This window comes from Exiguobacterium aurantiacum (assembly GCF_001766415.1).
GTDB classification, from domain to species: domain Bacteria; phylum Bacillota; class Bacilli; order Exiguobacteriales; family Exiguobacteriaceae; genus Exiguobacterium; species Exiguobacterium aurantiacum_A.
In genome coordinates, this window is the sequence record NZ_MKXO01000001.1 from 451,177 (window position 1) to 477,119 (window position 25,943).

Below are 25,943 nucleotides of genomic sequence, written 5' to 3' on the forward strand. Positions count from 1 at the left end.
AATGGTGGAATCGAACCGATAATCTAGAAGAGAAATGAGGTGAACCGATGCGTTATCGCCGACAAGAAACGTTCCGCTACATTTTACCGAACCCCCGTTTCATCCCCTACCGCCTCGTATGGGAAGATAAGGAGTTGCATGACGGTGAAGGCATGCTGCTCAACATTAGTGCCCACGGCTTGAAGTTGCGCTGCGACTACTTGTTCCCACTGTCGGAAGGGCTGAAAGTTCAGGTCGTGCTCGACCTCGTTCCTTTAATCCAATCAATCGAATTGACTGGTCACGTCCGTCACCGTAGTCAAATGGGAAGCATGTACGATTACGGGATCCGTCTTGAAGCGAATTCAGAAGAAGCCCAACAGCTCGTGACGATGATCAAAGCTTATGCAAGAGAGAACCAATGAGAACGTGTCGTCAGACACTTCTCATTTTTTGTTCGTCCGATAACAGGGTATACTAATGACAACAGAGACAGATTAGAGGTGTAGCCATGACCAGAAAATTTTTATTGATTCCTTGGGCCGCCGCGATCGCGATCGCGCTACTTGGTCCCAACACCCCGTTCTCGAGCCGGTTCTTGCTCGACTTCCTGACGTACAATACCGATGCCTATGAAGGATATTCTTTGTCCCTCTTTAGCGTGCTAGGCGTCTACCCGCTCGCGCTGTTCCCGCTGCTTTGGTCGGAAGTGAACCAACTGCGGCCGAATCCACTCCTACCGGCAGCAACCGGTTTCGTCGTCGGAGGATTCATCATCGCTCCGTATCTCGCGTTCGCACGGCAGTCGCCCTACCCGACGCCAATCAAGCCGTTGCCGACGAGACTGCTCGGGGTCGTGTTGCTCCTCGTCACGATCGGTTTATTCATCGCTGCCGCGATGACTGGGAATGTCGCACAGTATTGGTCATACGTCGAACAGAATCAATTCGTCCGCACGATGACGGTCGATTTCTTTTTGCTCGCCTTCGTCCAAATGACATTGATGACCCGGGATGCGAAGCGCTATAAGATGAGCTTGTGGCCGCTCCCGTACATCCCGTTATTCGGTTTATTGTTTTGGCTCATCATTCGTCATAAGCAACCGTTCAACGAGGCGCCGCCGCGACGGCCGAAAGTGGTTTGATGTTGTACTTGAGAGTGGGTTTCCCAAAACCCACTCTTTCCTTTATACTAGAGCGAGAGTTTATCTAGAGAAAGAAGGGTCAAATCCAATGAGATTTTTTAAAGTAATGACACACACGAACGACAAGGGAGAAGACGTCATCCTAAGCGAGTATTTCAAAATCGCCGACAAACAGGCTGAACAATTCCTCAAAGATACGTTAGAGCTCGACATGTTCGACGAGAAAGTGACGCTCAAAGAGTGCCAAGTCGCGAAAGACCGGTGGGAATGCCCGGTCGGTGACTTCGTCGTCGTCGAATACTTCAATGAAAAAGAGTTTGATAAAATGAACGAGTATCGTGTGGTCGCACCGAAAAAGTGACCCACAGCAAAGGCGACTTTCCCATTTAATCGGGAAAGTCGCCTTTTTATCGTTCGAGTCATCGACGTGCGTTATGACTCCTCGTTATCTTCTTCCGGGTCTGGATCTGGATGTTGCGTCGGAGCCGGTTTTTTCGCCGGATCAGACTCATCGTCTGGCATCGGGTCTGGGTGAACCCCAGGTTGCGATTCGTCACGTTTCATTGAGCATCCCTCCTCTGTCATAGTGGACTAATTCCACATTGATCAAGAGTCGAAACATCAGTGTATGTCTTTATTGCCGATGACACGACGTGAGATCGCTTTTTCAATCTCGACGATGACGAAGACTATGGCACCGAAGACGACCGGATAGATCCAATCATTCAAATCAAGTGCCGCTGTCCCGAACAACGTGTGCATAAACGGCACGTACGTGATGAACAGTTGAAGTGCAATCAATAGTGCCGATACGATAAACGCAATCTTGTTATCGAAAAAGTGGCGGTTAAACGCCGGAGCGAGTTCGGTCCGACAGTTATACAAGTGGAACAACTGGGCCATGACGATCGTATTGAGTGTGATCGTCTGCAGCTTCGCAGTCGAGAAATCAAAATCAGCTAACATGTAGTTGATGATCAAGCTGCCTCCCCCGATCAAGATCGAGACGAAGATGATCCGGAATACGTAATAGCGACTCAACAGCGGGACGTTCGCCGGACGCGGCGGACGTTTCATCGTGCTCTCTTCGAGCGGTTCGAAGGCGATCGCTAGCGACAGCGTGATGGCAACGACCATGTTGACCCAAAGGATTTGGACCGGGCTGAGCGGTGCCGCGGCACCGAGCAAGATGCTCATCGCGACGAGGAGCGCTTGTCCACCGTTCGTCGGGAGCAAGAACAAGATCGTCTTCTTCAAGTTGTCGTATACACGGCGGCCTTCACGCACCGCGTTGTAAATCGTTTTGAAGTTGTCGTCGACGAGGACCATCTGCGACGCCTCTTTTGCGACTTCGGTCCCTTTGATACCCATCGCGACACCGATATCGGCCCGTTTCAAGGCCGGGGCATCGTTGACACCGTCACCGGTCATCGATGTGATGAGCCCGTTTTGCTGCAATCCTTTGACGAGACGCAGCTTATCATTTGGGCTCGTCCGGGCGAACACATCGTTATGAACCGACGCTTCTTTGATCTCCTCGTCCGACATGTTCGTCAATTCTTTCCCTTCAAGTGCGCCTTCGACTTCCATGCCGAGTTCACGGGCGATGGCGACGGCTGTGTCTTTATGGTCACCCGTGATCATCTTGATGCGGATACCGGCGTCACGGCACGCCGCGACGGCTTCAATCGCCTCTGGACGTGGTGGATCGACGATTCCGTACAAACCAAGGAACGTGATACCGGATTGGACGTCCTCATGGTCGACCGTCTCTTTCGAGCGATCGACCCGTTTGAATCCGCCACCGAGGACACGTTGTCCGCGGTCGGCGATCTCTTTACGTTTCTCATCCCAATAGGTGCGGTCAAATTCCGTATCTTCAGCCATATCGAACAGGCGGTCTGGCGCCCCTTTGATGAAGATCATCCGCTCATCTTTATAGTCGACGAGCGTCGCCATGTACTTATACTCCGAATCGAACGGGATTTTCGAGATGACTTTCAGCCGTTCAATCGGTCGCTCCGCTTTTTCGGCGAGCGTGAGCAAGCAAGCTTCTGTCGGGTCGCCATTGATGACCCATTCGCCGTTTTCTTCATACAATTGGGCATCGTTACACGTCTTCCCGACCGTGAGCAGATCGATCATCGACTCGTCGTCATCGAGGTCGAACGGTTGACCGTTTTGTTCGAGGTCACCATCTGGAGCGTATCCGCCGCCTGACACTTCGATATCGTGCTTCGCCGTGACGACTTGCTTGACGGTCATCTCGTTTTTCGTCAGCGTACCCGTCTTATCGGTACAGATGACAGAGACCGCCCCTAACGTCTCGACGGACGGTAGACTACGGACGATTGCTTTCTTCTCGGCCATGTTACGAACACCGAGTGCGAGAATGATCGAGATGACGGCAGGGAGACCTTCCGGGATTGCTGCGACCGCTAACCCGATCGTCGTCAGCATCAGTTCGATCGGATCGAAATCACGTACAAAGTAACCAAACGCGTAAATGATGACCGAGATCACAAGGATCGCAATCGAGACCGTTTGACCGAATTTCGTCGTCTGACGGATAAGCGGTGTCTTCACCGTCTCGACTTCAGCAATCGATGCGTTGATTTGACCGAGCTCCGTCCCTTCACCGATCGACGTGACGATTGCTTTCGCGCTGCCCGTCGCTATACTCGTTCCTGAATAAATCATGTTTTTCCGGTCACCGAGGACAGCATCTTCCGCCACGACTTGAATTTTCTTCTCGACCGTCGTCGCTTCACCTGTCAAAGCCGATTCTTCGACTTTGAACTTCTCGGCTAGAATGACTCGCGCATCGGCTGGGACTTTGTCACCGGCGGCGAGCACCAAGACGTCTCCGACGACGAGTTCGCTCGATTCGATTTGGAACTGCTTGCCGTCTCGGATGACGCTTGCTTTCGTCTCGAGCAGCTTTTTAATCCCCTCAAGCGCCTGTTCAGCCTTGTTTTCTTGCAAATAGCCGACGACGGCAATGATCGTGACGACGAGCGCGATAACGATCGTATCGATATACTCACCTAAAAAGCCAGTGACGACGGCCGCACCGATCAGGACGTACACAAGAATGTCATTGAACTGTCTCAAAAATTTTATGATTTCAGGTGTCTTTTCCTTTTCCGGCAGAACGTTCTTCCCGAACTGTTCTTGCCGACTCGACACTTCTTGCTTCGACAGCCCGTTGTCTACGTCTGTCTCAAGACTACTCCTCACCTCTTCCGGTTCGAGTGCGTGCCAATTTTTGTTCTCCATCTGCATCTCTACTCCTCCTTGGTCGATCCTATATGAAAATCTATCTCTTTTATGTTCCCACTCCACGACTTCCTGACACATCAGACGACACATTTTCACAACTTTTTCAAAAAAACCGTTCACATTTGTCTCGTTTCCCATTTGGAAACGCTCTCATCCAAAAAAAGTCGTGTCAGATGGATGAAATGGCTTTACATAAAGGTCTGAATGGTTAACTATAGAGAAAATAAAACAGAGAGAAAGAGGTACACGTATGGTCATTATTCAAGGGATCGCCCTGTTGCTGTTGATTCTCGCCTTGTTCACGTTATTCAGTTACAAAGCACCGTTCGGGATGAAAGCGATGGGAGCACTCGCCGGCGCCGCAATCGCGAGCTTCCTCGTCGAAGCGTTCAACGCCTACGCGATCGGTGGGTTACTGCCGCTCCCTTTATATGAAGAAGTCGGCCAAGCTGCCGGTGCGCTGTCGGGACCTGCGGCAGCGGCACTTGTCGCGATTGCGCTCGGCATCAACCCGGTCTACGCGTTGATGCTCGGTTTGTCCGTGTCAGGCTTCGGGATTCTCCCCGGCTTTTTCGCAGGGTACGTCCTCGCCTTACTCGGCGGCAAGCTCGACCGGCACCTTCCGGCCGGTGTCGACATGATCTTTTACGTCATCATCATGGCACCGCTCGCCCGTCTCGTCGCCATCGGTGTCGATCCGCTCGTCTCGAACACGCTCGCTCAAATCGGGGCGGTCATCGAGCTCGCAGCGACGCAAAATCCGATTGTGATGGGACTCGTCCTTGGCGGAATCGTCACGGTCGTCTCGACATCACCGCTCAGTTCGATGGCGCTCACGGCGATGCTCGGTCTGACCGGTGTCCCGATGGCAATCGCGGCCCTCGCCTTGACGGCGTCGATTTCGATGAACTATTTACTCTTTAAGCGATTGAACATCGGCTCGAAGAAAGACCAACTTTCGGTCGCGATCGAACCGCTCACACAAGCCGACCTCATCTCGGCGAATCCGATTCCAATCTATAGCGTCAACTTTGTCGGTGGTGCCATCGCCGGACTCATCGTCGCGATGACCGGAATGGTGAACAACGCACCTGGGTCTGCCGCCGGTATCCCGGGACTGCTCGTCATGTATGGCTTTAATGACTGGCAGACGGTGACGGTGACGGCAATCATCGTGTTCGCCGTCGGCATCATCGCCGGTCTCGTCGGCAGCAAACTGTTCAGCAATTTCCCGATCGTTCGACATACGGAAAAGATGGCAAATCCGGAAGAGGAAGCCGCATGAAAAAGCAGGAAGTCCAATTCGCGGACTTCCTGCTTTTTCGTTATTCAAACGATAACGTTGTTTGCGTTCGAGACGATTGCCGTGCAAGTTCGATCACACGCGTCGTCAACAAAGCGTCCTCGAGGGAAACGACCGGCCGTCGCGTCGAATAACTGTCAGCGAGCTGGCGATAAAATGCCAAATAACGCCCCGGCTCGATTTCAATCATTTGCGGCTCATTTACAACGAGCGTCCCCGTCTCACGGACACCCGCTTCGATCGTGCCGTCTCGGAGCGCGGCCTCTTGCGGGTCGAGACCGTATTTCATAAAGCTGCCTGCCGTACCGTGGACTTCAAAGCGAGGCGCTTCAACGGCGACGAACGGGTTCGAACGTAAGTAGACGCGCTTTTCACCGTAGTGCAGCGTCACGTTGAAGCCGTCGTCGGACTGTCCGCCGTCTCGTTGGACCATGACATCTGCTGAGACGTGGTCCGGTTCGCCGAACAACACGAGCGCCTGATCGATCAAATGACTGCCGAGGTCGAACAAAATACCAGACCCAGGACCTGCGTTCTCACGCCATCTGTCCCGGACAAGCGGACGGAACCGGTCAAAGCGTGATTCATACACTTTCCAGTCTCCGATTCGGTTTGATTCGAGCAGTGACGCCACCGTCAAGAAATCTCCGTCCATGCGTCGGTTGTGGAACACGTTGACGATCCCGTCACGCGTCTTCTCGAGGGCGATGAGGGATTCCCCTTCCTCAGACGTTAGGAACGCCGGCTTCTCGACGAGGACGTCTTTGTTTGCGTCGAGACACGTCGTTACCATGTCTTTATGTAAGTTCGACGGTGTCGTGATCACGAACAGCGTCGCATCGGTCGCGATCGCTTCTTCGAGCGTCGCATATACGTCCACATCAGGGAGCACGGCACGGACGTCATCCGGTCTAGAGGAGACCACCCCAGTGATGTTGAATTCCTCGAGCGTCGTCAAAAATGGCAGGTGGAACGTTGTCGCCGAGAAGCCGAAACCGACCAATATAGTGTTGATCATATCTATTCCTCCTTTGTTTCTTCATGATTGATTGTAACAAAAAAAGGGGTACATTGACCCCTCACGCACTGACACTTTCATCCAAACCATATTCAAACGTGTTGTATCCGTTACGTGAATCGACGTAAACGAAACCAAAACGTGGATAATACTCGTTCAAAAACTCGTTGTCGGCGACACAGTCGAGACGGATCGGCTCGTTACCAACGGCTTCGCGGAGTACATGTTGCATCAGCTGTTGACCGACGCCACGGCCTTTCAATTGCTCACTGACGACGATGCGATGGATGTATTGACCGCGCTCGCCATCTTCCCATAAATTGTGATCCCATTCATCCGGAGGAAGCAAGGCGATCGAGGCCAAGACATAGCCATGTTGTTCATACACGTACACACTTCCCGTCGCAATGTCGGTTCGCACGCGTTCTAACAAATCTAGCTCCAAATATTCCGTCCACTGGTCACTTCCTGTTTCATTAAGCGCTACGGCTCGTTGTTCGATTAGGTGCGCGATGTGTTTAGCATCGCGTTTCGTCGCGAGTCGAATCATAACGTCCTCCTTTATATATACAGTATTTGAAATACCAATATAACGGAGACGTTTGACCGATTTCAACCATCTTGCCTGAGCGATGTCATGGGAACGGGATGACGTCGCCCCCGTTCAATTGATAACTATACGTCAAAGTCGCGTTCAAGCTATGCGATACCGAGCAATAGCGGTCGACGGACAGTTCGATGGCACGGCGGACCCGTTCCTCCGGCATCTCCCCTTCGAGTACATATAAAATATGGATCGTCGTGAACCGCATCGGGTGCTCGGTCGCCCGCACCGCGTCGACTTCCATCCCGAACCGTTCGAGCGGCAGGCGCATCTTGTGCAAAATCGAAACGATATCGATGCCCGTACAGGCCGCCGTGGCGTGCAGCAACATCTCGGTCGGCCGTGGCCCCGTATCCAATCCCCCGACATCCGCCGCCGCATCGAGCGTCACGCTATGTCCGGAAGGTGTCGTCGTTTGAAACGCCATCCCTTGTTGCCAATCCACTTTCAAGTTCATCTCAGTCTCCCCCTTATTTTTTCACTAGCATACTATTCCCTCGATTGAGGTATTATAAAGCTAGTTGCACAATTTGTCGTTTAGGAGTGGGTCGCATGGAGTGGTCGGTCATGATCAGTTGGGGGCTGTATATCGTCCTCGGGTTAAATTTATTGTTCGCTATAGCCGTTATCTTCGCGGAACGCCGCGATGTCGGTGCCACCTGGGCCTGGCTGCTCGTCTTGTTTTTCCTACCGATCCTCGGATTTATCATTTACTTGTTCCTCGGTAGACAGCTGAAAAAAGATAATTTCTTTAATTTGAGTGTTGAGGAACGATCGTTTCATTCGTTGCAAGTCGAGAGTCAAATCGAGCAGATTCACCGTAAAGAGACGATGCTCGCCCAACCGCTATTTGAGAAGTACGAGCAGTTGCTCGAGATGAACTTGCGCTCATCGAAGTCACTCATCAGCGTCCACAACAAGTCGACCATCATGCATGACGGGGAACAGAAGTTCAAGGCGCTGATGGACGATATTCGGAGCGCCGAGACCGAGATCAACATCCAGTACTACATCATCCAGCGTGATGCCCTCGGGAAGGCACTGATTCACGAACTGATCGAGCGCGCCAAAGCGGGCGTCAAAGTCCGGCTGTTGTATGACGCGGTCGGATCGCGCAGCCTGCGCGATTCAGACTTTAAGGAGTTGATCGCGCATAACGGTGAAGTCCGTGTCTTTTTCCCACCGACGTTCGGCTTGATCAATTTCAAGTTGAACAACCGGAACCACCGGAAAGTCGTCATCATCGATGGGAAGATCGGCTACGTCGGCGGCTTCAACGTCGGTACCGAGTATCTCGGTCTCGTCGAGAAGTTCGGCTACTGGCGTGACACTCATCTCCGGGTCGAGGGGGACGTCGTCTATCACCTGCAGCACCGGTTCATCTTAGACTGGAACTTTTCGGGGAGCAAACATCACGATCCTGAAAACTCGTTCTGCTTCGCGCGCCACGATATTAAAGAGCAGTCACCGATGCAAATCGTGACGAGCGGACCGAACTCGGACACCGAGCACTTGAAAAATATGATGATCAAAATGATCGCGTCGGCCAAGCAGCGAGTCATCATCCAAACGCCTTACTTCATCCCGGATACGAGCTTCATGGACGCCTGTAAGATGGCACTCCTCTCCGGTGTCGAGATGGACATCATGATCCCTGGAAAACCGGACCATCCGTTCGTCATGTGGGCGTCGCTGTCGTTCCTCGGCGAGCTACTCGATCACGGAGCGAACGTCTACATGTACGATGAGGGCTTCCTGCATGCGAAGACGCTCGTCGTCGATGACGAAATTTCGACCGTCGGCACGACGAATTTGGACGCCCGCAGCTTCCGCTTGAACTTCGAAGTGAACGCCATCATCTACGATGAGCGGGTCGCTCTTGAGCTCGCCTCGTTGTTCGAGTCGGACGTCGCCGTCAGTCGGCGCTATACGGTCGACGACTATGCGGTCCGGAAGTGGAGCATCCGGATGCGCGAAGGTGTGTCACGGTTGCTCAGCCCAATCTTATGACCGTTGTGAGATCGCGCCAGCGGTCTCTTTTTTATGTCCATCAGCCGACAGATTCTAGATTTCAGCTTATTTTTATCATGTTTTAGCTAATATTCTTCCAAATAAGGGTATAAAGTATCAGTACGAACGTCCTAAACTCTCGTTTCGTTAAAGAAAGGAGGAAGTATGCGTTCGCGCATATGTCATTCTATGGCTGATCAAGAACGAATTCACCAAGACACCCACACCATGAAACCCGATCCTTCCTCGTGGGACCAGTTACCGATCGGTCTCTTTGCATTCGATACGTTCGGACGCATCATCAGTTACAACGATTCATTCGTCGACTTACTCGGGGTCGTCCCGATGACAAGCTCGACGTTTGAACGGTGCACGACCTCAACGTTTGACTTATACGGTGCCGTCGCCCGTGTATTGGCAGGCGAGACCGTCCGTTTAGCCGGTTGGTATACCCCTCCGAATCGACAGCCCCGTTTCGTCCGGACGACGATGTCACCAAGCTTTCAGGCTGATGGCCGAATCGACGGCGGGGTCGGCGTCATCGAAGACATGACCGAACAGCGACGTTATGAAGAACGGATGGAGCATCTGTCGTCACTCGACCCGTTGACCGAGTTATTCAACCGTAAAAAAGTCGGCGACGTCCTGACCTCGGCTGTCCAAGATACGGTCGACACGAAAGCACCTGCCGCCGTCATCATGCTCGATATCGACTACTTCAAGCTCGTCAACGACACGTTCGGTCACCCGACCGGCGATCTCGTGTTACGTTCGATCGCTCAATTGCTCCGCCGCAATATAAGGAAGACCGATTCGATCGGTCGCTGGGGTGGCGAGGAGTTTTTAATCGTCGCCCCGCAGTCGACACTTACTGATGGCATCCAGTTGGCCGACAAGTTACGTCAAAAGATCAACGACGAACCGTTCGGTCCGGTCCCGCACGTCACATGTTCGTTCGGCGTCAGTTCGCTTGATGGCGGAAAGACCGTCGAACAAGCACTTCAAGACGCGGACGAGGCGCTGTACGTGGCAAAAAACTCAGGCCGCAACCAAGTGTCGAGCAAACGATGATATGAACTCTAAGAAGAATCGAAGTGTACCAAAAAGGCAGAGCGGATCCGCTCTGCCTTTCGTTTATACATTGAATCGTGATACGAGTTCTTGCAACTCCTCCGCCATATCGGCGAGTGCTTTCGCGGATTGCGACACTTCCTCCATCGAACCGAGCTGGTCTTCTGTCGTTGCCGCGACTTGTTTCGAGGCGTTCGAATTCTCGTCGGCGATGTGCGCAATTTGCGTCGCCGAAGCCGATACTTCTTCGACGTTCGCCGCGATCTCTTCGACAGTGGCCGTCACGTCCTCGATCCGTGGCGTCATCTCCTGCGTCCGTAACATAATCTTCTTGAAACGCTCCGCCGTGTTCTCGGTCGTCTCAAGACCCGCTTTCGTATGGGCCGACACTTCTTTCATCAACGTGACAGACCGCTCCGTCTCTTGCTTGATGTTCTCAATCAACTGCGAAATTTGCTTCGTCGAGTCCTGTGACTGTTCGGCTAACTTACGGACCTCACTCGCGACGACGGCAAACCCTTTCCCGTTCTCACCGGCGCGGGCAGCCTCGATCGCCGCGTTCAAGGCGAGCAAGTTCGTCTGCGTCGCGATCCCGTTGATCACATCGACAATATTCCCGATTTCATTCGAGCGGTGGGCGAGCGACTCGATGACTGCACCGAACGTCTCGACCGATGTGTCGATTGCTTTCATTTGCGTCACGTTATGGGTGACGGCAGCAGTCCCGTCTTCCGCTTCGATCGCCGTCTCGCGAGACAGTTCCGATACGTCCGTTGAGCTTTCAGCGATGCGCATGATGCCTGCCGTGATCGCTTGGAGCGAGACGGCGTTGTCGTCGAGCTGACGTTTCGAATCGTCGGCGCCTGCCGCCATCTGTTGGACCGCTCCGGCAATCTGCTCAGAAGATGCTGTATTTTGCGCCGAGTTGGCCATCAGTTCTTGCGACGATGCGGCGACTTGTCCAATCGATTGATCGAGGTTGATGATGATCGAACGGAGTGACGCCGTCATGCCGTTGAAACTTTCAGCGACCCGGCCGATCTCATCGTTCGAATCGATGATGACTTCTTCCGTCAAATCTCCCGCCTGAATCCGTTCCGCGCCCGTCGTCAACCGGTTCAACGGTCGAATGATCGAGCGTAAGATGAAGTATAAGATGACGGCAGCAAGCAAACTCATCCCGGCGATGACACTTAATGTCGTCCACAGGATACCGACCGTCTCATCTGTAATTTCTTTATCATACAGCGTCCCGGCCACTTTCCAGCCCGTCAAGTCGTTCGTCATGAAGTCCATCTGTTTGTCTTCATTTTCGAACACATATGAAAAGCTGCCATCTTTGCCGTCGTAAAGCGATTCGACCCAATCGCCTGATGCCTTCTCGCCTGCGGCTAACGTCGGATGGGTCACGAACTGCTGGTTCGCATCAAGGATCGTGACATAGCCTTCTTTCCCGATTTGAATGCCAGCCGCAACACTCGCGATGTCATCAACGTCAACGTCGACTGCGATGACGCCACGACCGTCATCGGTTGTCTGCGATAGCGTGACCATCATTTTACCTGATGACGCATCGACGTAAGGGTCCGTGATGACGACGTTCCCTCCGGCACCATCTGCCGCTTCGTACCACGGACGTGTCCGGGGATCATAGCCGTCAGGCAACGACTGAACAGGGTAAATCGTCATCACGCCTTCCGTCGACGCGTAATAGATGTTCGTCACTTTCGGATGGGTCGCCAAATATTCGACGAACTTCTCCTCTAACCCAAGGTTGTCTTCTCCTTCTTCGTAGAGCGACTCGTCAATCCGCCCCGCAAAAAAGGCGACGTCGCGCTCAATCGGTTCAATCAAATTCGTGATCTCATCATTCATCCGCTCCACACCCGCGTGCGCCGACTGCATGATTTGATCCGTAATTTTTTGTTTCGCCTGATAATAGGCGACAAAGCCGATCAATAACGATGGAATCAATAATAAGAGCAATGACATCGTGATCAACTTTTGTTTAATGCTGATAGTTCGTTGTTTCGTCCGATTCATAGAAAACCCCTTTTCCCGAGAATAATTCCCGCTGCGTTATTCTATCTATCGGCTAGAACTGGGGCTTTTTGATGACCTAGACAAAAAATCGTCACCGTTTTTCTATTTTTCTAACCTGAAAACCTTTACATCCGGCGGTTTGTCGAATTAAGCGCAACACTTCATCCGTTCGATGATTACCTCGTTCAATTCCACTTCCTTCCCCCGCGATCAAAGTACTCTCAACATCTTTATAACTCTATTCTTAGATCACTTAACCCCCGATACGAGTAATTGTTTGAATTCGTTTTCGGTCCAGCTTTCCTACAGGTGTATAAGGCAGCTCTTCAACGAAAGCGATTTCTCGAGGGATTTGGTATGCTGCCACTCGTGTGCGTAACCAGCTGAAAAGTTCTTCTTCACTCATTTTTTTCTCAGAATACAACTGCACATATGCCTTCAGAATGTTGCCAGCGTAGACATCCTCTACACCGATTACAGCGACGTCTTCAACACTCGGATGGCTGCACAATGCAACTTCTATTTCCGAAGGATAGATGTTGTTGCCGGCCGAAATGATCAAGTCGTCTGTTCGTCCACACAGGAAATAATAGCCGTTCTCGTCCCGGTATCCGATATCGCCAGTTTGAATCCAGTGGCTTGGGCTGTTTTTCATGGACCATTTATTCCGAATACAAAATTGTCCAATACTGCCGGGTTCAACTTTTTTCCCGTCCACGACTACCTGCAATTGACTTCCCGAAATTGCTTTTCCAAGCGTGTTTGCATGAAAATTTAAATCTTCGGGTGTAGCAATGATGTTCAAGCCGGCTTCCGAAGTTCCGTATAGATTGTATAAGACATTCCCCAGATGATTGTTTACTTCATTCACTAAAACCGGATTTAGTTTTGCACCCCCAGACGCAATGCAAGCTAGGGAGCCGAGCGCTTCTTTATCGTGCTTCAACATTTTATGAATCATCAAAGGAACTACCGTGACAACTTCTACTTGATGCTGCCGAATAAGGGCGCATGCTCCTTTCGCATCAAAACTCTCCTGAATGACAACTTTCTTTCCCAAAGCAAGAAATGATAACAGTACAGCGATGCCATAGCCATGGTAAATCGGCGTCGCAATATAGGCAGTGCTGTATGTTGGCAGCTGCAGTCGGTTCAGTAAAGCAGCAAAAGGATCCAGGAAATTAAAGAGGGATGGGCGGTGAATCACTTGTTTGGGCTTTCCAGTGGTGCCACCGGTCAACAGCACAATCTTTCCGCTGGAAGAAGCCGTCAATTTATCTTTTCTATGTATAGCCGAATCCGACAAACTGTTAATGGATTCAATTTTTTCATGATAACTGACGATTTTTGAATGTTGGTAAGACGATTTTTCAATCAATCCGCTAAACTCTTCGTCGTAAATCAGCAAGTCGAAATGATGTTCTTGCACTAGTCGATCGAACTGTAGTTGACTCATGGAACAATTGAGCAAGTATATATCTGTGCCGAGCCGCGAAGCAGCAAAAATGCCCTGCACGAAGGACGCGTGGTTTTTACAGAAGAACGCCACTTTATGTCCTTTACAAATCCCATACCTCTCCGCTAGAAGATGAGCGAGATTTTCACAGTGCTTCTGCAGCTCCAGATAATTGAGTGTTTCCCGACTATCCACCAAAGCAGTTTTTTGGCCTCCCGTCTTTTCCGTCAATGAAAAAAGAAGCATAAGGTTTACACCGTTTTGATGGATCGCGAAGCAAAGACGTCCTAAGTTTGATGGGGAAAGAAGATTGAGTTGCGACAATATTTTCAGCAAATTAAACATTGCCTCTTTCACGCTCCTTTTTTCTTAATAACCTGAGGACGATAAACGATAACGGTGATCTGAAAATAGCTGAAGCCCATTGACCTAGAATCAGCCACCACGGTTTATAAACTTTTCTTTTCGTATACAAGGCGTGTCCTATAATTTCCGCCACGTGAACCGGTGACATGGCAGGGGAAGTCTGATAAGCAATCGTCGGTTTTATCATGGGTGTTTTCACGAGCGGCAGATAAATGGAAGTGGTGGAAATGTTTTTGATTTTCAGTTCCGGCTCCGCCGAGCGCAACCACGTATCAAAAGCGGTTTTCGACGCCTGGTAGGCAGCCCAGTGAGGTATAGGGAATAGCAAAGCATTTATGGTGGAGACATTGATGATGTGCCCGTTCTTTTTCTCAAGCACCGGAATGAGCGATAGCAACAACTGTACCGGAGCAAAATAATTAAGCGCCATGGTACGTGTGAAGTCATGGTAACGATCCAGCGACTGGACGATTGGACGGTTGATGGAGATGCCGGCATTGCTGACGACAACATCCACTCCGTCCGTTAATTGATGAAGAAATGTTAGCAATCCTTTTCGTTCCTCTTCATTGCGCAAATCTGCCGGGAATACCGTTACACTGGCTGTAGCTTTTTCGATTTCGACTTTCATGACGTTCATGTTTGCTTCTCTGCGGGCCACCAGAATCAGATGCGCAGTTGTATTCGCTAATAGATAGGCGAACTCCTTGCCGATTCCTGAACTCGCTCCAGTAATCAGGACAGTCTTTCCATCCATCTCTTTTTTCATCTTCTCGAAATTGAGGGAAGGCGATAAAAATAGGGCTCTCTCCAGTAGAGTGTAGTTATGCATTTAGCCAGCACCTTTTTGTAAGATATCGTTATAAAATCAGGAATCTTCCGACTCTTATTTTTATAAATTTTACTATTTAAACCCGATTAATGGAATGGGTAAGGAGAAAAGATAAACATCGTCCTCCCCTTATCTTGTAATCGTTTTTTAGGTGTCACCTCTGCATCAATCTTCGAGATACATATCCAAATGCAACAACTCATGTCGCAGCGGCGACAAATCGTTCATCGAATGGACACCCATCATATAGTCGTATCCGAAGAACACTTTGAACCTATATTCTTCGTCTGACTCATTCACTTTATACTCTAACTCGGCGTAAAGCGTATTCCTTAACATGAGGCGAAGCATGTTCGGGATTTGGTCTCGTGACAGCACCTTCCCTGGCTTCACTTTTTTGCGAAGGTCTCTCATCCGGATTGGATAGAGCGCATTGAACGCGCATTTCGAAGAGGCTCGATACGCATAGTCACGTCGCTCAAGATAGGAGACGGTCAATGTCTTCACTCCTAAATAGCCCATGATTCGCTCAATCGCTTTAACGTAATTAGACTCCATGCGGAGATATTCCTCCAACGTGAAGACGACACCTTCAAACGTTTGATCGATGTCCGAGATTTCCGTCCACTCGTCAATCTTCCCTCTAGTTTCAGGATGATATTTAGTTACGTTATACATGTACATGCAGTCACCTATTTTGCTATATATTTGTGTGTTGTCTAAATAAAACGGACGCGACAGTTTTGTCGCGTCCGTTCATGCCCCGATGATCGCATCATGGGTCGCTTCCGTCCAGCCATAGGCGACTTCGCGCAACGCGAGTTCGCCGAACAAGCGCTCTTTCGCATCGACGACTCGCCCTTGGCGCTGTTCATAAAACGCCCGATGCGGGTTCAGCTCGAGCGCCCAAATGAGTAGTCCACGGCTAGACATCGTTTGGACCGCGCGTTCGAGTAAGAGTGAGCCGATTCCGTTCCGTTGATGATTTTCTAAAATGTAAATCGCGTAAATCTCGTTCGGATGGTCCGGGTAGTCACCCGTCCGCTCGTCCCCATACAAAACGAAACCGACAATCTCCTCATCGACCATGGCGACGAATCCGCTGATTTCGCGGTTGGAAAGGGCACTCCGGACTTTTTCCGACCACTCGATCGACCCAGAAGAAAGCTTTAATAAAAACTCGGTCGGAACGATTCCCCGATAAGTCGTTCGCCAACCATTGACCCTGACGCGCGCGATCCCGTAAGCGTCTTTCGGCTCAGCTTTCCGTATTTGCATCCGTACCCCCTCCTACCCTAAGTTTTACAAGTATTTTACCACAAATCACCGAATCGAAATCACACTTCTTCCAGAAACGACTGACAATCATTTGACAAAAAACGACCGTAGGAATCCCTACGGTCGAGTGTATTAAGCAACGTTACGCGTTGATTCTGCCGTCGCAGTCGTAAGTGGTTTTTTCAAGAATGAGAGGAGGAGTGCTCCGACGAGAGCCCCTGCGAGAATCGCAAGTGCGTAGAGACCCATGCTCATCGCGACGTTTCCAGCTCCTTCAAGTAATGGGAAGACGAAGATCCCACCGTGCGGCGCCGGCAGTTGAATCGCGAAGAAGGCAGATAATCCACCGGCGAGTGCTGACCCGAGGATCGCTGACGGCAACACCCGGATCGGATCGGCCGCAGCGAACGGGATGGCCGCTTCTGTGATGAACGAGGCGCCCATGATGTACGCCGTCTTACCAGCTTCACGTTCTTGTTTCGAGAACTTCTGACGAGCGAACACGGTTGACGCGAGCGCGACGAGAAGCGGTGGCACCATTCCACCTGCCATGACGGCCGCCATGACTTCTTGGTTACCGGCTGTAAGCGCCGCCGTACCGAACACGTACGCCGTTTTGTTGATCGGGCCACCCATATCGACGGCCATCATCCCACCGACGATGACACCGAGCAAGATGGCGTTAGCACCACTCATGCTGTTGAGCGTATCCATCAACCATGTCATGAACGCTGCAATCGGTTCGTTGACGACAAGTAGCATGATCATCCCTGAGATGAACGAGCCGAGCAACGGATACAGGAGGACTGGTTTAATTCCTTCAAGCGTCGCTGGCAATTTCGCGAGTGCTTTTTTCAAGAACAGGACGACGTAACCAGCTAAGAAACCGGCGATGAGTCCACCGAGGAATCCGGCATTCCCTTCGCTCGCGAGCACACCGGCGACGAGACCAGGTGCGAGACCCGGACGATCGGCGATCGACATCGCGATGAAACCGGCAAGGATTGGGACGAGGAAACCGAACGCCGCGCCACCGATCGTCATGAGCTGAGCCGCAAATTCATTGTAAGACGGGTCATCTGGGTTTGCCGAGTTGATGCCCCAGAAGAAGCTGAGGGCAATCAACAGACCACCGGCGACGACGAGTGGCAGCATGGCTGATACCCCGCTCATCAAGTGTTTGTAAATGCCGGTGCGCTGTTCTTTAGGAGCGCCTGACGTCCCTGTCGAACGGTAAACCGGTGCATCTTGTTTCACAGCCCGGTTGATCAACTCTTCCGGTTTGCGGATGCCTTGCGCGACCGGTACTTCGATCACGTGTTTCCCGGCGAACCGCTCCATGTCGACGGCTTTATCGGCCGCGACGATGATAGCTGTCGCTTTGGCGATATCAGCTGCCGTCAATTCGTTTTTGACGCCAGTCGAACCGTTCGTCTCGACCTTGATGTCGACACCCATCGCTTCTGCTTTTTGTTTCAGGCTGTCTGCTGCCATATACGTGTGAGCGATGCCGGTCGGGCAAGCTGTGACGGCAAGGATATAAGGTGCATCCTTTTTGACCGTTTTTTCAGCAACCGGTGCCGCTTCGGCCGCTTCTTTCTCTTCGATCGCGCGAATGACGTCATCTTCTGACGTTGCCGCATAGAGACGTTCCTGGAATTTTGGATCCATAAGGAAGACGGATAATTTCGAGAGTGTTTCCAAGTGCTCGTTGTCGGCGTGTTCGCCTGCTGCGATCATGAAGAACAGGCGGCTGTCTTGGCCGTCGAGCGCTTCATAGTCGATCCCGCTCGAGCGACCAAAGGCGATTGCGGGTGCTTTGACAGCTTTCGTCTTCGCGTGCGGGATGGCAATCCCTTCACCGAGTCCGGTCGTGCTTTGCGCTTCGCGGGCCAAGATGGCGTCGCGATAACCGTTCCGGTCCGATAGCTTACCGGCCCGGTCGAGCACGTCGACGAGCTCTTCGATGACGTCTGCTTTTGAACGACTGCGGAGATTCAGTTGGATCGTGTCCTTTTTGAGTAGGTCCGTGATGTTCATGTTGTTTCCTCCAATCGGGATAGTGGGGTGACGTCGACTTCGCCGACCAAGCGGTCCACGTCTTGTTTCGTACAGAGGCCAAACGTATAAGCAGACGCGCTGCCGGTCGTGACCGCATAGCGGAACGCCTTGGTTGCGTCGTGGTCTAAAATGTTAGCGACAAAACCGGCGACGAGTGAATCACCCGCTCCGACCGAGTTGACGAGTTTCCCGCTCGGCGTGTTCGCCGTATAGGCGCCTGAACCGTTGACGAGCATCGCGCCGTCTCCTGCGAACGAGACGATGACGTTTTTGGCGCCACGCTCGACTAACTGTTCCGCGTAAGGGAGCGCCTGGTCAAACGTCTCGATATCGACATCAAACAGTTCACCGAGTTCGTGATGGTTCGGTTTGATCATGAGTGGTTCGAGCGAGAGCACCTCGAGCATCGCCTCTTTTGTTGTATCGACGACGAAGTCGGCTCCGTTCGCTCGAACTTTCTCAGCGAGCGTCCGGTAAAGTGTGCTCGGCAGATTGCCAGGAATACTTCCGGCCAAGACGACGATATCACCTGCTTGGACGTGTTCGAACTGTGCTGTCAACTGTTCAAGTTCCGTGTCCGAGATGACAGGACCACTCGCGTTCAATTCCGTCTCTTCTTTCGCCCGGATCTTGACGTTGATTCGGGTCTCGCCATCGACTTCGATGAAATCGGTCTCGACACCCTTGTCCGTCAACGCTTTCTTAATAAATTCACCTGTCGTTCCGCCGATGAATCCTAGGGCGACCGTATCGGCGTCAAACTCACGTAAGACGAACGAGACGTTGATACCTTTTCCTCCGGCCCGTTGCGTCGTCTCTTGGATGCGGTTGACCTCACCTAAGACGACTTCTGGCAATGTGACGTAATAATCGATTGATGGGTTAAGTGTTAACGTGTAAATCATTGGGCGTTCACCACCTTTGTTAATGTTTCGACTGAACTGACGTACGGTGCACCGCTCATCGTGATGAGTGTCGCCGCCTCGAGGGGCGCCACTCGGCTGAACGAACGTTTCCCGAATTTTGAATCGTCCGCCAAGATGTAGGCGTCCCGAGCCAGTTCAATCGCTGTTTTTTTGACGAGGGCTTCTTCTGGGTCAGGCGTCGTATAGCCCGCTTCTAGGTCGACCCCGTTGATACCGAGAAAAGCGACATCGACCCGATAGTTCATCATGCTTTCGCGGGCGTTGTAGCCGACGAGCGCCTGCGTCGAACGTTTCAACTCGCCGCCGATCACGAACGTCTTAATGTCGAGATCGAACAAGTCGTTGGCAATCGGGAGGCTGTTCGTGACGACGATGACTTTCTTACCTGTCAAGTAAGGGACCATCGCCTGTGTCGTCGTCCCGGCATCGAGATAGACGGACATCCCGTCTTCGATGAACGTCGCGGCCTTCCGTGCGATCGCGACTTTCTCATCGACGTGCCGATCCCGTTTTTCCTCGAACGTCGGTTCGTCTTCAGCGCGAACGACGAGCGTCGCCCCGCCATGGACCCGTTCAAGGTAGCCTTCGGCCTCAAGGTCCGTCAAATCACGGCGGATCGTCGACTCTGACGCCCCCATCCATTCGACCAACTCTTTCAGCTTGACGATCTTTTGTTCCGACAACCGTTGCAAAATCATCTGATGTCGTTGTTTCGTTAACATCGTATTCCCTCCGTATCTCCAATATAAAGCGTTTACATTCAAAAAACAATCAAAAACATTCAAATTCATTCACTTTTTATCTTATCGTCACAATTATAACACAAAAAACGGTCACTAAGTGACCGTTTACGACTGTTTTTCACTATTTGATTAACCAATCGTTCAATTTCTGTAACAACTGTGGATGAAGCGGAGCCTCGATCGCCTCACGATATTCTTTGTGCAACGTTAAAAGTGAATGCGGGCTCGTCCGTTCGACGAGCAGGTGGTTCATATCTTTAATGATATAGCTGTCGACATCGCCTTTCGTCTGCAGTGAATGGACGTGTTCAGGCGGGACTTGGACGTCACGGTCACCGGTGATGGCAAGCAGCGGGACGCGCACGAGCTCGAGCCGTTCCCGGACGTCATACGACGCATGTTCACGAATCCATTTGGCGTTGACGACTTGGCCTCGGTATTTGAACGCAGCGACGTTCGTCCGGAGCGAGCGCTCGAGCAGATCGTCTTGCCGTTGTCTGACTTTTTTCGGGACGCCGGTCAACCGGTAAAACATCCCTTTCAACCCTTTCACGCGCCCGATCTCGGACGCGAGCGCGTCGGCTTGATGTAAAAACATCTGTTTCGACGAGTCGTTGAAGCCGGCGAGTAGGATCAATCCGGACGCATTTGTCTCGAGTTGAACGGCCGGGGCGATGACCGCCCCTTCGCTATGGCCAAGCACGTAGACATCGCCTGTTTCAGGCAACCGTTGGATCGTTTTCACGACTTCGATCGCATCGTTGACCAAGTCATGGAGTCCGACTTTATTAAAGTCACCATCCGACTCCCCAATCCCTTGTTTGTCGTACCGAAATACGTTGACGCCCATGCCATATAGCGCGTCGGCTAGTTTTTTATACGTATTGAACTGGACAGGTCCGACATTGCCGTTCCGGTCACTCGGCCCGCTCCCGCTCAAGATGACGACCGTCTTTCGCGGCGTGTCATGCAATAAAAGCGTACCGGCCAGTTCACCGTAATGTCTTGTAATGTTCATGTTTCGTTCCATTGTATCGCCTCCTCTTTCATCATACCGAACAATTCGAGAGAGGACGAGTGTTTCAGTCAAAAAGAAAGAACCGCCCTCACACGGGGACGGTTCAAGACATCATTGTGTGGCGAGCCAATCTGTTAGCCAAGCGACGTGGTCTTCCATCGCCTCGTTCGACAAACGGTCGATTGTATCGGCTTCAGTTAAAGCATCAAACTCAGCCGTCAATGAATCGCTTAATGACATGACCGGTACGCCTTCCGCATGAAATTCATCTAAATACGACGTCCCGAGTGGCTTCACATCAAGTGATGACCAGCTTCCTTGCTCAAGGACCGGCAGTCTTGTCATCCCTTTTGTCCTTACAAAACGTGCATCTTCCCCGGTACCAAGAATATCTAATGACAGTACTAAAGACGGCAAAGTTTCACCCTGTTTCGCTGTTTCTAAATAATCCATGGCGGTCTCGTAGCCACCCCCACTTCCGTTCAAGAAGACATAACGGATCGTCGCATCCGTATCAATGCCATCCATTTGTTCGATGAGCGCGTACAATATCGATGAACCACCAAGGCTCCATAACGCATGGTCCCCGTAACTCGTGCCGTCAAGCCTAGCCAAGATCACAATCTCCTCGTCTGTTTTACCAGGTTGAATAAATTCGACATACGGCACCTCGTCGTCGACGAACGGTTCGACCGAGACATGCGTCCCGTCCGTCAAACGATCTGCTGTCTCAACGTCGACGCCGATGCCGGGCAGCCGCGTCCGTGGCGAAGTATAAATGGTTCCGTAATAAGCCTCTTCTTGTTCATCGGGCGTGACAATGTACCCTTCGGCTCCTGCCTCCAACAGGTTGAGTAAGTGGCGATTCGCCTCATCATCAATGAGGACCTCTCCATATGGATCAGCCGACGTGTCCCTCCTGTCAAGCTCGAGTGATTTGACCGTCATCGGCAAAACGACGACTTTTCCTTCTACATCATCAATCGGTTCGTTCCAATCCGTTTGAATCACTTCACCGTCAAATCCAGCTTCTAAGATGAAATGAGATACACCATCGAATCGTTCGTCATCTTCAATGGTCAACGTCGTCCAATGGCTCGGTACGGAGGCATAATGGACGAAACGGTTCATCTCAAGATCGAGCTCGGTCCCGAGCGACTCGAACAGCTCGACGTTCTCCCAACTGTTAACGTCTCGGTCGAACGACGCAAAGTATTCGGCCGTCTCATACGGGGTGGCGTTTGTGAACGGACTGACGTACAAAAAGACGACATATAGTACCGATAGTAAGCTAAACATAATGTTCATACGAGTTGTCTCCAATAACTAAGTAATAATTTCAACCAATGATCAAGAAACAATGGATAACTTGGAAATTATTATTATAAATGGCTTTTAGTACTTTTGCATTTAATTTTTTATAGGTTTAAATATATTTAACAACACATAACCATTCAATCACCACCAGTGTTACCTGTTAATTTAAACATAAAATTCACCAGTTGATACATTGTAATGATTACGCTATGATGTAATTCGTAATCATTACAATTTGAAAGAAGGATGTCATCTCTATGAAATATGTAGTTCCGCTCATATGTACTATCGCTCTATTTTTTTTAACGGCTTGCAACGATTCCAATCAAGACGATCGGCATTTACATTTCGTCTATAACTTCTCAACTCAGTCGCTAGACCCCCACCGCGATTCAAGTTACGTTCCGCTCCGGGCCGGTGTGACAGAGACGCTTTTTAAATTGAACGATGAGACGTTATCGGTCGACCCCTGGCTCGCACAATCGTTCGAACAAGTGAACGAAACGACGTGGCGCGTTTACATACGAGAAGATGTGACGTTCCATAACGGGAAACCGCTCGACACGCAGGCCGTCAAACGTTCACTCGACCGTTCTCTCGAAGAGAATACAGGGATCCGCAGCGCATTGCGTATCGAATCGATTACAGCGGAAGCATCGAGCCTCCTAATCGAGACGACCGTCCCTTATCCAGAACTCGTCAATGAACTCGTCCATCCGAACACATCCATCATTGACGTCACTGCAGATGATGCCATCGATCAAATACCTGTCGGGACCGGCCCTTATCAAGTGACGTCGTTCCAACCCGGCTCGAACATCCAACTTGAACGGCATGATGCATACTGGGACGGTCAACCGAAACTCGATACGGTCACGTTCACGTTCAACGAAGACCCGGGGTCGCGCACGATGGCGCTCCGGTCTGGCGAAGCAGACATCGTCTATCGTCCAGAAATCGAGATGATCGACACGTTGGAGCAGGACGGGTTCGTCGTCGACAAGGCGGAGACGTTCCGTGTCCATCAGTTGACGATGAACCTTGAACGTGAACATATGCAGTCACTCGCGATGCGCCGCCTGATTGACTCGCTCATCAATCGCGAACAAATCGTGGACGGCATTTTGAATGGCTATGCCACACCTGCTGTCGGTCCATTCTTACCGTCTTTCCCGTTCGCCCCGTCCTACCCTTCTGACGAGGGACAAGATGTCCTGGACCTGGTCAAACAAGACGGTTACGAGCAAGTCAACGGCGTGTTGATGAAAGACGGTGAGCCGGTTCGGCTCAATCTGTTGACGTATAGCTCACGACCTGACTTACCACTCATCGCACAGTTGATTCAATCGGATGCGAAGCAAGTCGGGATAGAAATCGATATTCAAATGATTGACACACCGGAAGAATATATGGCCGCCGAACGAGACTGGGACCTTGCGACGTATAGCAATTTGACCGCACCACGTGGGGACGGCGGCTACTACTTGAACGCCACGTTCCATCCGAACGGCGCGTTGAATTTCAGTGGCGTAGAAGATGCGACATTGACGCAGAAAATCGACCGCTTGAATCAGACGGTCGACCGTGCTGAACGCGACCGAATGACCGAAGAAATTGCGCAATATGTCGATGAACGTGTCATCAACTCATTTTTAGTCCACCCTTCGACGAATGTTGCTTTGAAAGACAACGTGCATGGGTGGGTCACTGAAAAGAGCGAATACTATATGATCACAAAAGATTTGGATGTGTTGTGATATGACGCGATTCGTGGCACGTAAATCGCTTGAGTGGGGACTAGCTTTTCTAGTCTTCACTTTTTTCAGTTTTTTGCTTCTCCGACTCGTCCCGGGAGATCCCGTCCTATACTTATTGAAGGTCGACGAACTGCAAGTCGATGTCGCCGAGATTGACCGCCTCCGCGAGGAGCTTGGCTTCACGGATCCGGTATGGGTCCAATACGTGAATTGGCTCTCTGAAATCGTTCGATTAAACTTAGGCGATTCACTCATCACCGGTCAGCCTGTGACACAATTGTTTAAAAACAACTATGCCGCGACGTTCGAACTCGCGGCCGGAGGTCTCCTCGTGGCGATTGTGCTCGCCGTCCCGCTCGGTACCATCAGCGCTTTCCGACCAATGTCTGTCTTTTCCAAGCTAGCAACCGGATTGTCGATTGTCGGGTCATCGGTCCCTAGTTTTTTAATCGGCTTGTTTTTGATGTATGTATTCGCCGTGTCACTCCAATGGTTCCCTGTAATGGGACGAAACGGCTGGGACAGCCTCGTCTTACCGTCTTTGACGTTAGGCATTGCCGTTGGCGGCGTCTATATCCGGCTCATCCGCTCGACATTACTCGACGTGATGGCGGCTGATTACGTCGTGATAGCAAAAGTTCGGGGAATCCGTTCAAAAAAGTTACTGACGCGCTATATCGCCCGGGCCGCCTTGCCCCCTGTCATCTCGATGTTCGGCGTGAGCGTGGCGAGCCTCATGGGAGGAGTCGTCGTGCTCGAAGTGTTATTCGCTTATCCCGGGGTCGGCAAACTGATGGTGGATTCTGTTTTACGCCGTGATTTCCCCGTCTTGCAAGGGTATCTCGTCTTTACGACTTGTTTAGTCGTCAGTATCAATCTCGTGACCAACGTGATGTTACGTTTACTGCAGCCTCACCTCTATCGAAAGGATGTGTCCCGATGAAACAGCGCCGATTCATCATAAGCGGTTTGGCAATCTTCGTCGTGATGTATGCATTGACATCGATGGTCGACCCGTTCGCGACGAACGTGACGAATCGACTTGCCTCACCATCGCTGCATCATCTGCTCGGCACCGATCATCTAGGGCGAGACGTCTTGTCACGACTCCTTCTTGCAGGCGGGATCACGGTCGGTTTAAGTACCGTCATCATTCTCATCACAGCGACGGTCGGCATCATTCTTGGGACGATCAGCGGGTTCGTCTATCGCAAATTGGAGCGAATCGTCACAAAAGTGACAGATGCGACCATCATCTTTCCGGATACGGTGCTCGCCATCGTCCTCGCTGGAGTCCTAGGTCCGAGCATTCAAAGCCTTGTGCTCGCCATCAGTTTGATTAAGTGGACGTCCTATACACGCCTCGTACACACGCTCGTCCTGCAAGAGAGCACGAAGGGACACGTCCTCGCTGCGCGCGTGAACGGTCTTTCGAAACCGAAAATCGCACTCCGGCACGTCCTTCCTGCCGTCTGTCCGCACATTCTTGTCGTCATGAGTCTTGACCTTGGAAAAGTCATTCTCTTGATTTCCGCCTTCTCCTTCATTGGACTAGGTGTTCAATTACCGTTACCAGAATGGGGGGGGATGATCAGTGAAGGACGACATTACCTTGCAACGAATCCGGCGCTCGTTTTTTGGCCGGCGTTCTGTATCGTGTTAACCATTATCGGGTCGACGAGACTCTCGACAAAACTGACACGTCATTTTCAAGTTTAAGCGTTAGGAGGCAACG

The 25,943-nt window shown here is 51.3% G+C and carries 24 protein-coding genes; 9 read left to right on the forward strand and 15 right to left on the reverse strand.

Going from position 1 to position 25,943, the window contains the following annotated elements; genetic code table 11:
• Nucleotides 1-47: 47 nt before the first annotated feature.
• From BJU60_RS02365 to BJU60_RS02375, 3 genes are all read left to right on the forward strand, one after another.
• Nucleotides 48-404 (forward strand): PilZ domain-containing protein, encoded by a 357-nt coding sequence (locus tag BJU60_RS02365; RefSeq protein ID WP_070327312.1) that lies wholly within the window; start codon nt 48-50, stop codon nt 402-404.
• A gap of 86 nt (nt 405-490) precedes the next feature.
• On the forward strand, nt 491-1,123 hold the full coding sequence (locus tag BJU60_RS02370) for a hypothetical protein (protein WP_016509573.1): 633 nt from the start codon (nt 491-493) through the stop codon (nt 1,121-1,123).
• Between the two features lie 106 nt (nt 1,124-1,229).
• A complete protein-coding gene (locus BJU60_RS02375; protein WP_070327313.1) occupies nt 1,230-1,484 on the forward strand; it encodes a hypothetical protein in 255 nt (84 codons plus the stop codon).
• A 71-nt stretch (nt 1,485-1,555) separates the two neighbouring features.
• Here the strand turns inward: BJU60_RS02375 and BJU60_RS15420 are convergent, their stop codons facing one another.
• Both BJU60_RS15420 and BJU60_RS02380 read right to left on the reverse strand, forming a co-directional pair.
• Complete coding sequence (locus BJU60_RS15420) at nt 1,556-1,687, reverse strand: hypothetical protein (protein WP_016509559.1); 132 nt, start codon at nt 1,685-1,687, stop codon at nt 1,556-1,558.
• Between the two features lie 57 nt (nt 1,688-1,744).
• Nucleotides 1,745-4,408, reverse strand: a complete 2,664-nt coding sequence (locus tag BJU60_RS02380; RefSeq protein ID WP_070327314.1) for a cation-transporting P-type ATPase — start codon at nt 4,406-4,408, stop codon at nt 1,745-1,747.
• A gap of 247 nt (nt 4,409-4,655) precedes the next feature.
• Here BJU60_RS02380 and BJU60_RS02385 point away from each other — a divergent pair, with 247 nt between their 5' ends.
• A complete protein-coding gene (locus BJU60_RS02385; RefSeq protein ID WP_070327315.1) occupies nt 4,656-5,690 on the forward strand; it encodes a PTS sugar transporter subunit IIC in 1,035 nt (344 codons plus the stop codon).
• A 40-nt stretch (nt 5,691-5,730) separates the two neighbouring features.
• On the opposite strand, the gene BJU60_RS02390 is transcribed toward BJU60_RS02385, so the two are convergent.
• The 3 genes from BJU60_RS02390 to BJU60_RS02400 all read right to left on the reverse strand — a co-directional run bounded on the left by BJU60_RS02390 (nt 5,731) and on the right by BJU60_RS02400 (nt 7,757).
• A complete protein-coding gene (locus BJU60_RS02390; protein WP_070327316.1) occupies nt 5,731-6,726 on the reverse strand; it encodes a Gfo/Idh/MocA family oxidoreductase in 996 nt (331 codons plus the stop codon).
• 61 nt (nt 6,727-6,787) lie between these two features.
• Nucleotides 6,788-7,276 (reverse strand): GNAT family N-acetyltransferase, encoded by a 489-nt coding sequence (locus BJU60_RS02395; RefSeq protein WP_070327317.1) that lies wholly within the window; start codon nt 7,274-7,276, stop codon nt 6,788-6,790.
• 85 nt (nt 7,277-7,361) lie between these two features.
• Nucleotides 7,362-7,757 carry an OsmC family protein gene (locus BJU60_RS02400; RefSeq protein ID WP_438802336.1) on the reverse strand — a complete coding sequence of 132 codons (396 nt, stop codon included), beginning with the start codon at nt 7,755-7,757 and terminating at the stop codon, nt 7,362-7,364.
• Between the two features lie 125 nt (nt 7,758-7,882).
• On the opposite strand from BJU60_RS02400, the gene cls reads away from it, so the two are divergent.
• The gene (cls, locus tag BJU60_RS02405) at nt 7,883-9,340 is read left to right on the forward strand and encodes a cardiolipin synthase (RefSeq protein ID WP_070327319.1); all 1,458 of its coding nucleotides are present in this window, start codon (nt 7,883-7,885) and stop codon (nt 9,338-9,340) included.
• A gap of 228 nt (nt 9,341-9,568) precedes the next feature.
• Entirely contained in the window at nt 9,569-10,411 is an 843-nt protein-coding gene (locus tag BJU60_RS02410; protein WP_158625523.1) for a GGDEF domain-containing protein, read from the forward strand.
• Nucleotides 10,412-10,474: 63 nt separating this feature from the next.
• Here the strand turns inward: BJU60_RS02410 and BJU60_RS02415 are convergent, their stop codons facing one another.
• The 10 genes from BJU60_RS02415 to BJU60_RS02460 form a co-directional block, all read right to left on the reverse strand.
• Complete coding sequence (locus BJU60_RS02415; protein ID WP_070327321.1) at nt 10,475-12,454, reverse strand: methyl-accepting chemotaxis protein; 1,980 nt, start codon at nt 12,452-12,454, stop codon at nt 10,475-10,477.
• A gap of 253 nt (nt 12,455-12,707) precedes the next feature.
• A complete protein-coding gene (locus tag BJU60_RS02420; RefSeq protein ID WP_254281624.1) occupies nt 12,708-14,267 on the reverse strand; it encodes a class I adenylate-forming enzyme family protein in 1,560 nt (519 codons plus the stop codon).
• Nucleotides 14,248-15,108 carry an SDR family NAD(P)-dependent oxidoreductase gene (locus BJU60_RS02425; protein ID WP_070327323.1) on the reverse strand — a complete coding sequence of 287 codons (861 nt, stop codon included), beginning with the start codon at nt 15,106-15,108 and terminating at the stop codon, nt 14,248-14,250. Before BJU60_RS02425 ends, BJU60_RS02420 begins: the two co-directional genes overlap by 20 nt.
• Nucleotides 15,109-15,273: 165 nt before the next feature.
• Entirely contained in the window at nt 15,274-15,786 is a 513-nt protein-coding gene (locus BJU60_RS02430) for a hypothetical protein (protein ID WP_070327324.1), read from the reverse strand.
• 78 nt (nt 15,787-15,864) lie between these two features.
• Nucleotides 15,865-16,386 carry a GNAT family N-acetyltransferase gene (locus BJU60_RS02435; RefSeq protein ID WP_070327325.1) on the reverse strand — a complete coding sequence of 174 codons (522 nt, stop codon included), beginning with the start codon at nt 16,384-16,386 and terminating at the stop codon, nt 15,865-15,867.
• 132 nt (nt 16,387-16,518) lie between these two features.
• Nucleotides 16,519-18,426, reverse strand: a complete 1,908-nt coding sequence (locus tag BJU60_RS02440) for a PTS fructose transporter subunit IIABC (protein WP_070327326.1) — start codon at nt 18,424-18,426, stop codon at nt 16,519-16,521.
• Nucleotides 18,423-19,352: a 1-phosphofructokinase gene (gene pfkB / locus BJU60_RS02445; protein WP_070327327.1), complete on the reverse strand. Its 930-nt coding sequence runs from the start codon at nt 19,350-19,352 to the stop codon at nt 18,423-18,425. The genes BJU60_RS02440 and pfkB overlap by 4 nt, the downstream gene beginning before the upstream one ends.
• Entirely contained in the window at nt 19,349-20,095 is a 747-nt protein-coding gene (locus tag BJU60_RS02450; RefSeq protein WP_070327328.1) for a DeoR/GlpR family DNA-binding transcription regulator, read from the reverse strand. Before BJU60_RS02450 ends, pfkB begins: the two co-directional genes overlap by 4 nt.
• Before the next feature lie 142 nt (nt 20,096-20,237).
• Nucleotides 20,238-21,134: an alpha/beta hydrolase gene (locus tag BJU60_RS02455; RefSeq protein WP_254281625.1), complete on the reverse strand. Its 897-nt coding sequence runs from the start codon at nt 21,132-21,134 to the stop codon at nt 20,238-20,240.
• A 111-nt stretch (nt 21,135-21,245) separates the two neighbouring features.
• The gene (locus BJU60_RS02460; RefSeq protein WP_070327330.1) at nt 21,246-22,442 is read right to left on the reverse strand and encodes a hypothetical protein; all 1,197 of its coding nucleotides are present in this window, start codon (nt 22,440-22,442) and stop codon (nt 21,246-21,248) included.
• A gap of 266 nt (nt 22,443-22,708) precedes the next feature.
• On the opposite strand from BJU60_RS02460, the gene nikA reads away from it, so the two are divergent.
• The 3 genes from nikA to BJU60_RS02475 are packed head-to-tail and all read left to right on the forward strand — an operon-like array spanning nt 22,709 to nt 25,927.
• Nucleotides 22,709-24,208: a nickel ABC transporter substrate-binding protein gene (gene nikA, locus BJU60_RS02465; RefSeq protein ID WP_070327331.1), complete on the forward strand. Its 1,500-nt coding sequence runs from the start codon at nt 22,709-22,711 to the stop codon at nt 24,206-24,208.
• A gap of 1 nt (nt 24,209) precedes the next feature.
• Nucleotides 24,210-25,151 (forward strand): ABC transporter permease, encoded by a 942-nt coding sequence (locus BJU60_RS02470; RefSeq protein ID WP_070327332.1) that lies wholly within the window; start codon nt 24,210-24,212, stop codon nt 25,149-25,151.
• Nucleotides 25,148-25,927: an ABC transporter permease gene (locus tag BJU60_RS02475; RefSeq protein ID WP_070327333.1), complete on the forward strand. Its 780-nt coding sequence runs from the start codon at nt 25,148-25,150 to the stop codon at nt 25,925-25,927. Before BJU60_RS02470 ends, BJU60_RS02475 begins: the two co-directional genes overlap by 4 nt.
• The last annotated feature ends 16 nt before the right edge of the window (nt 25,928-25,943 follow it).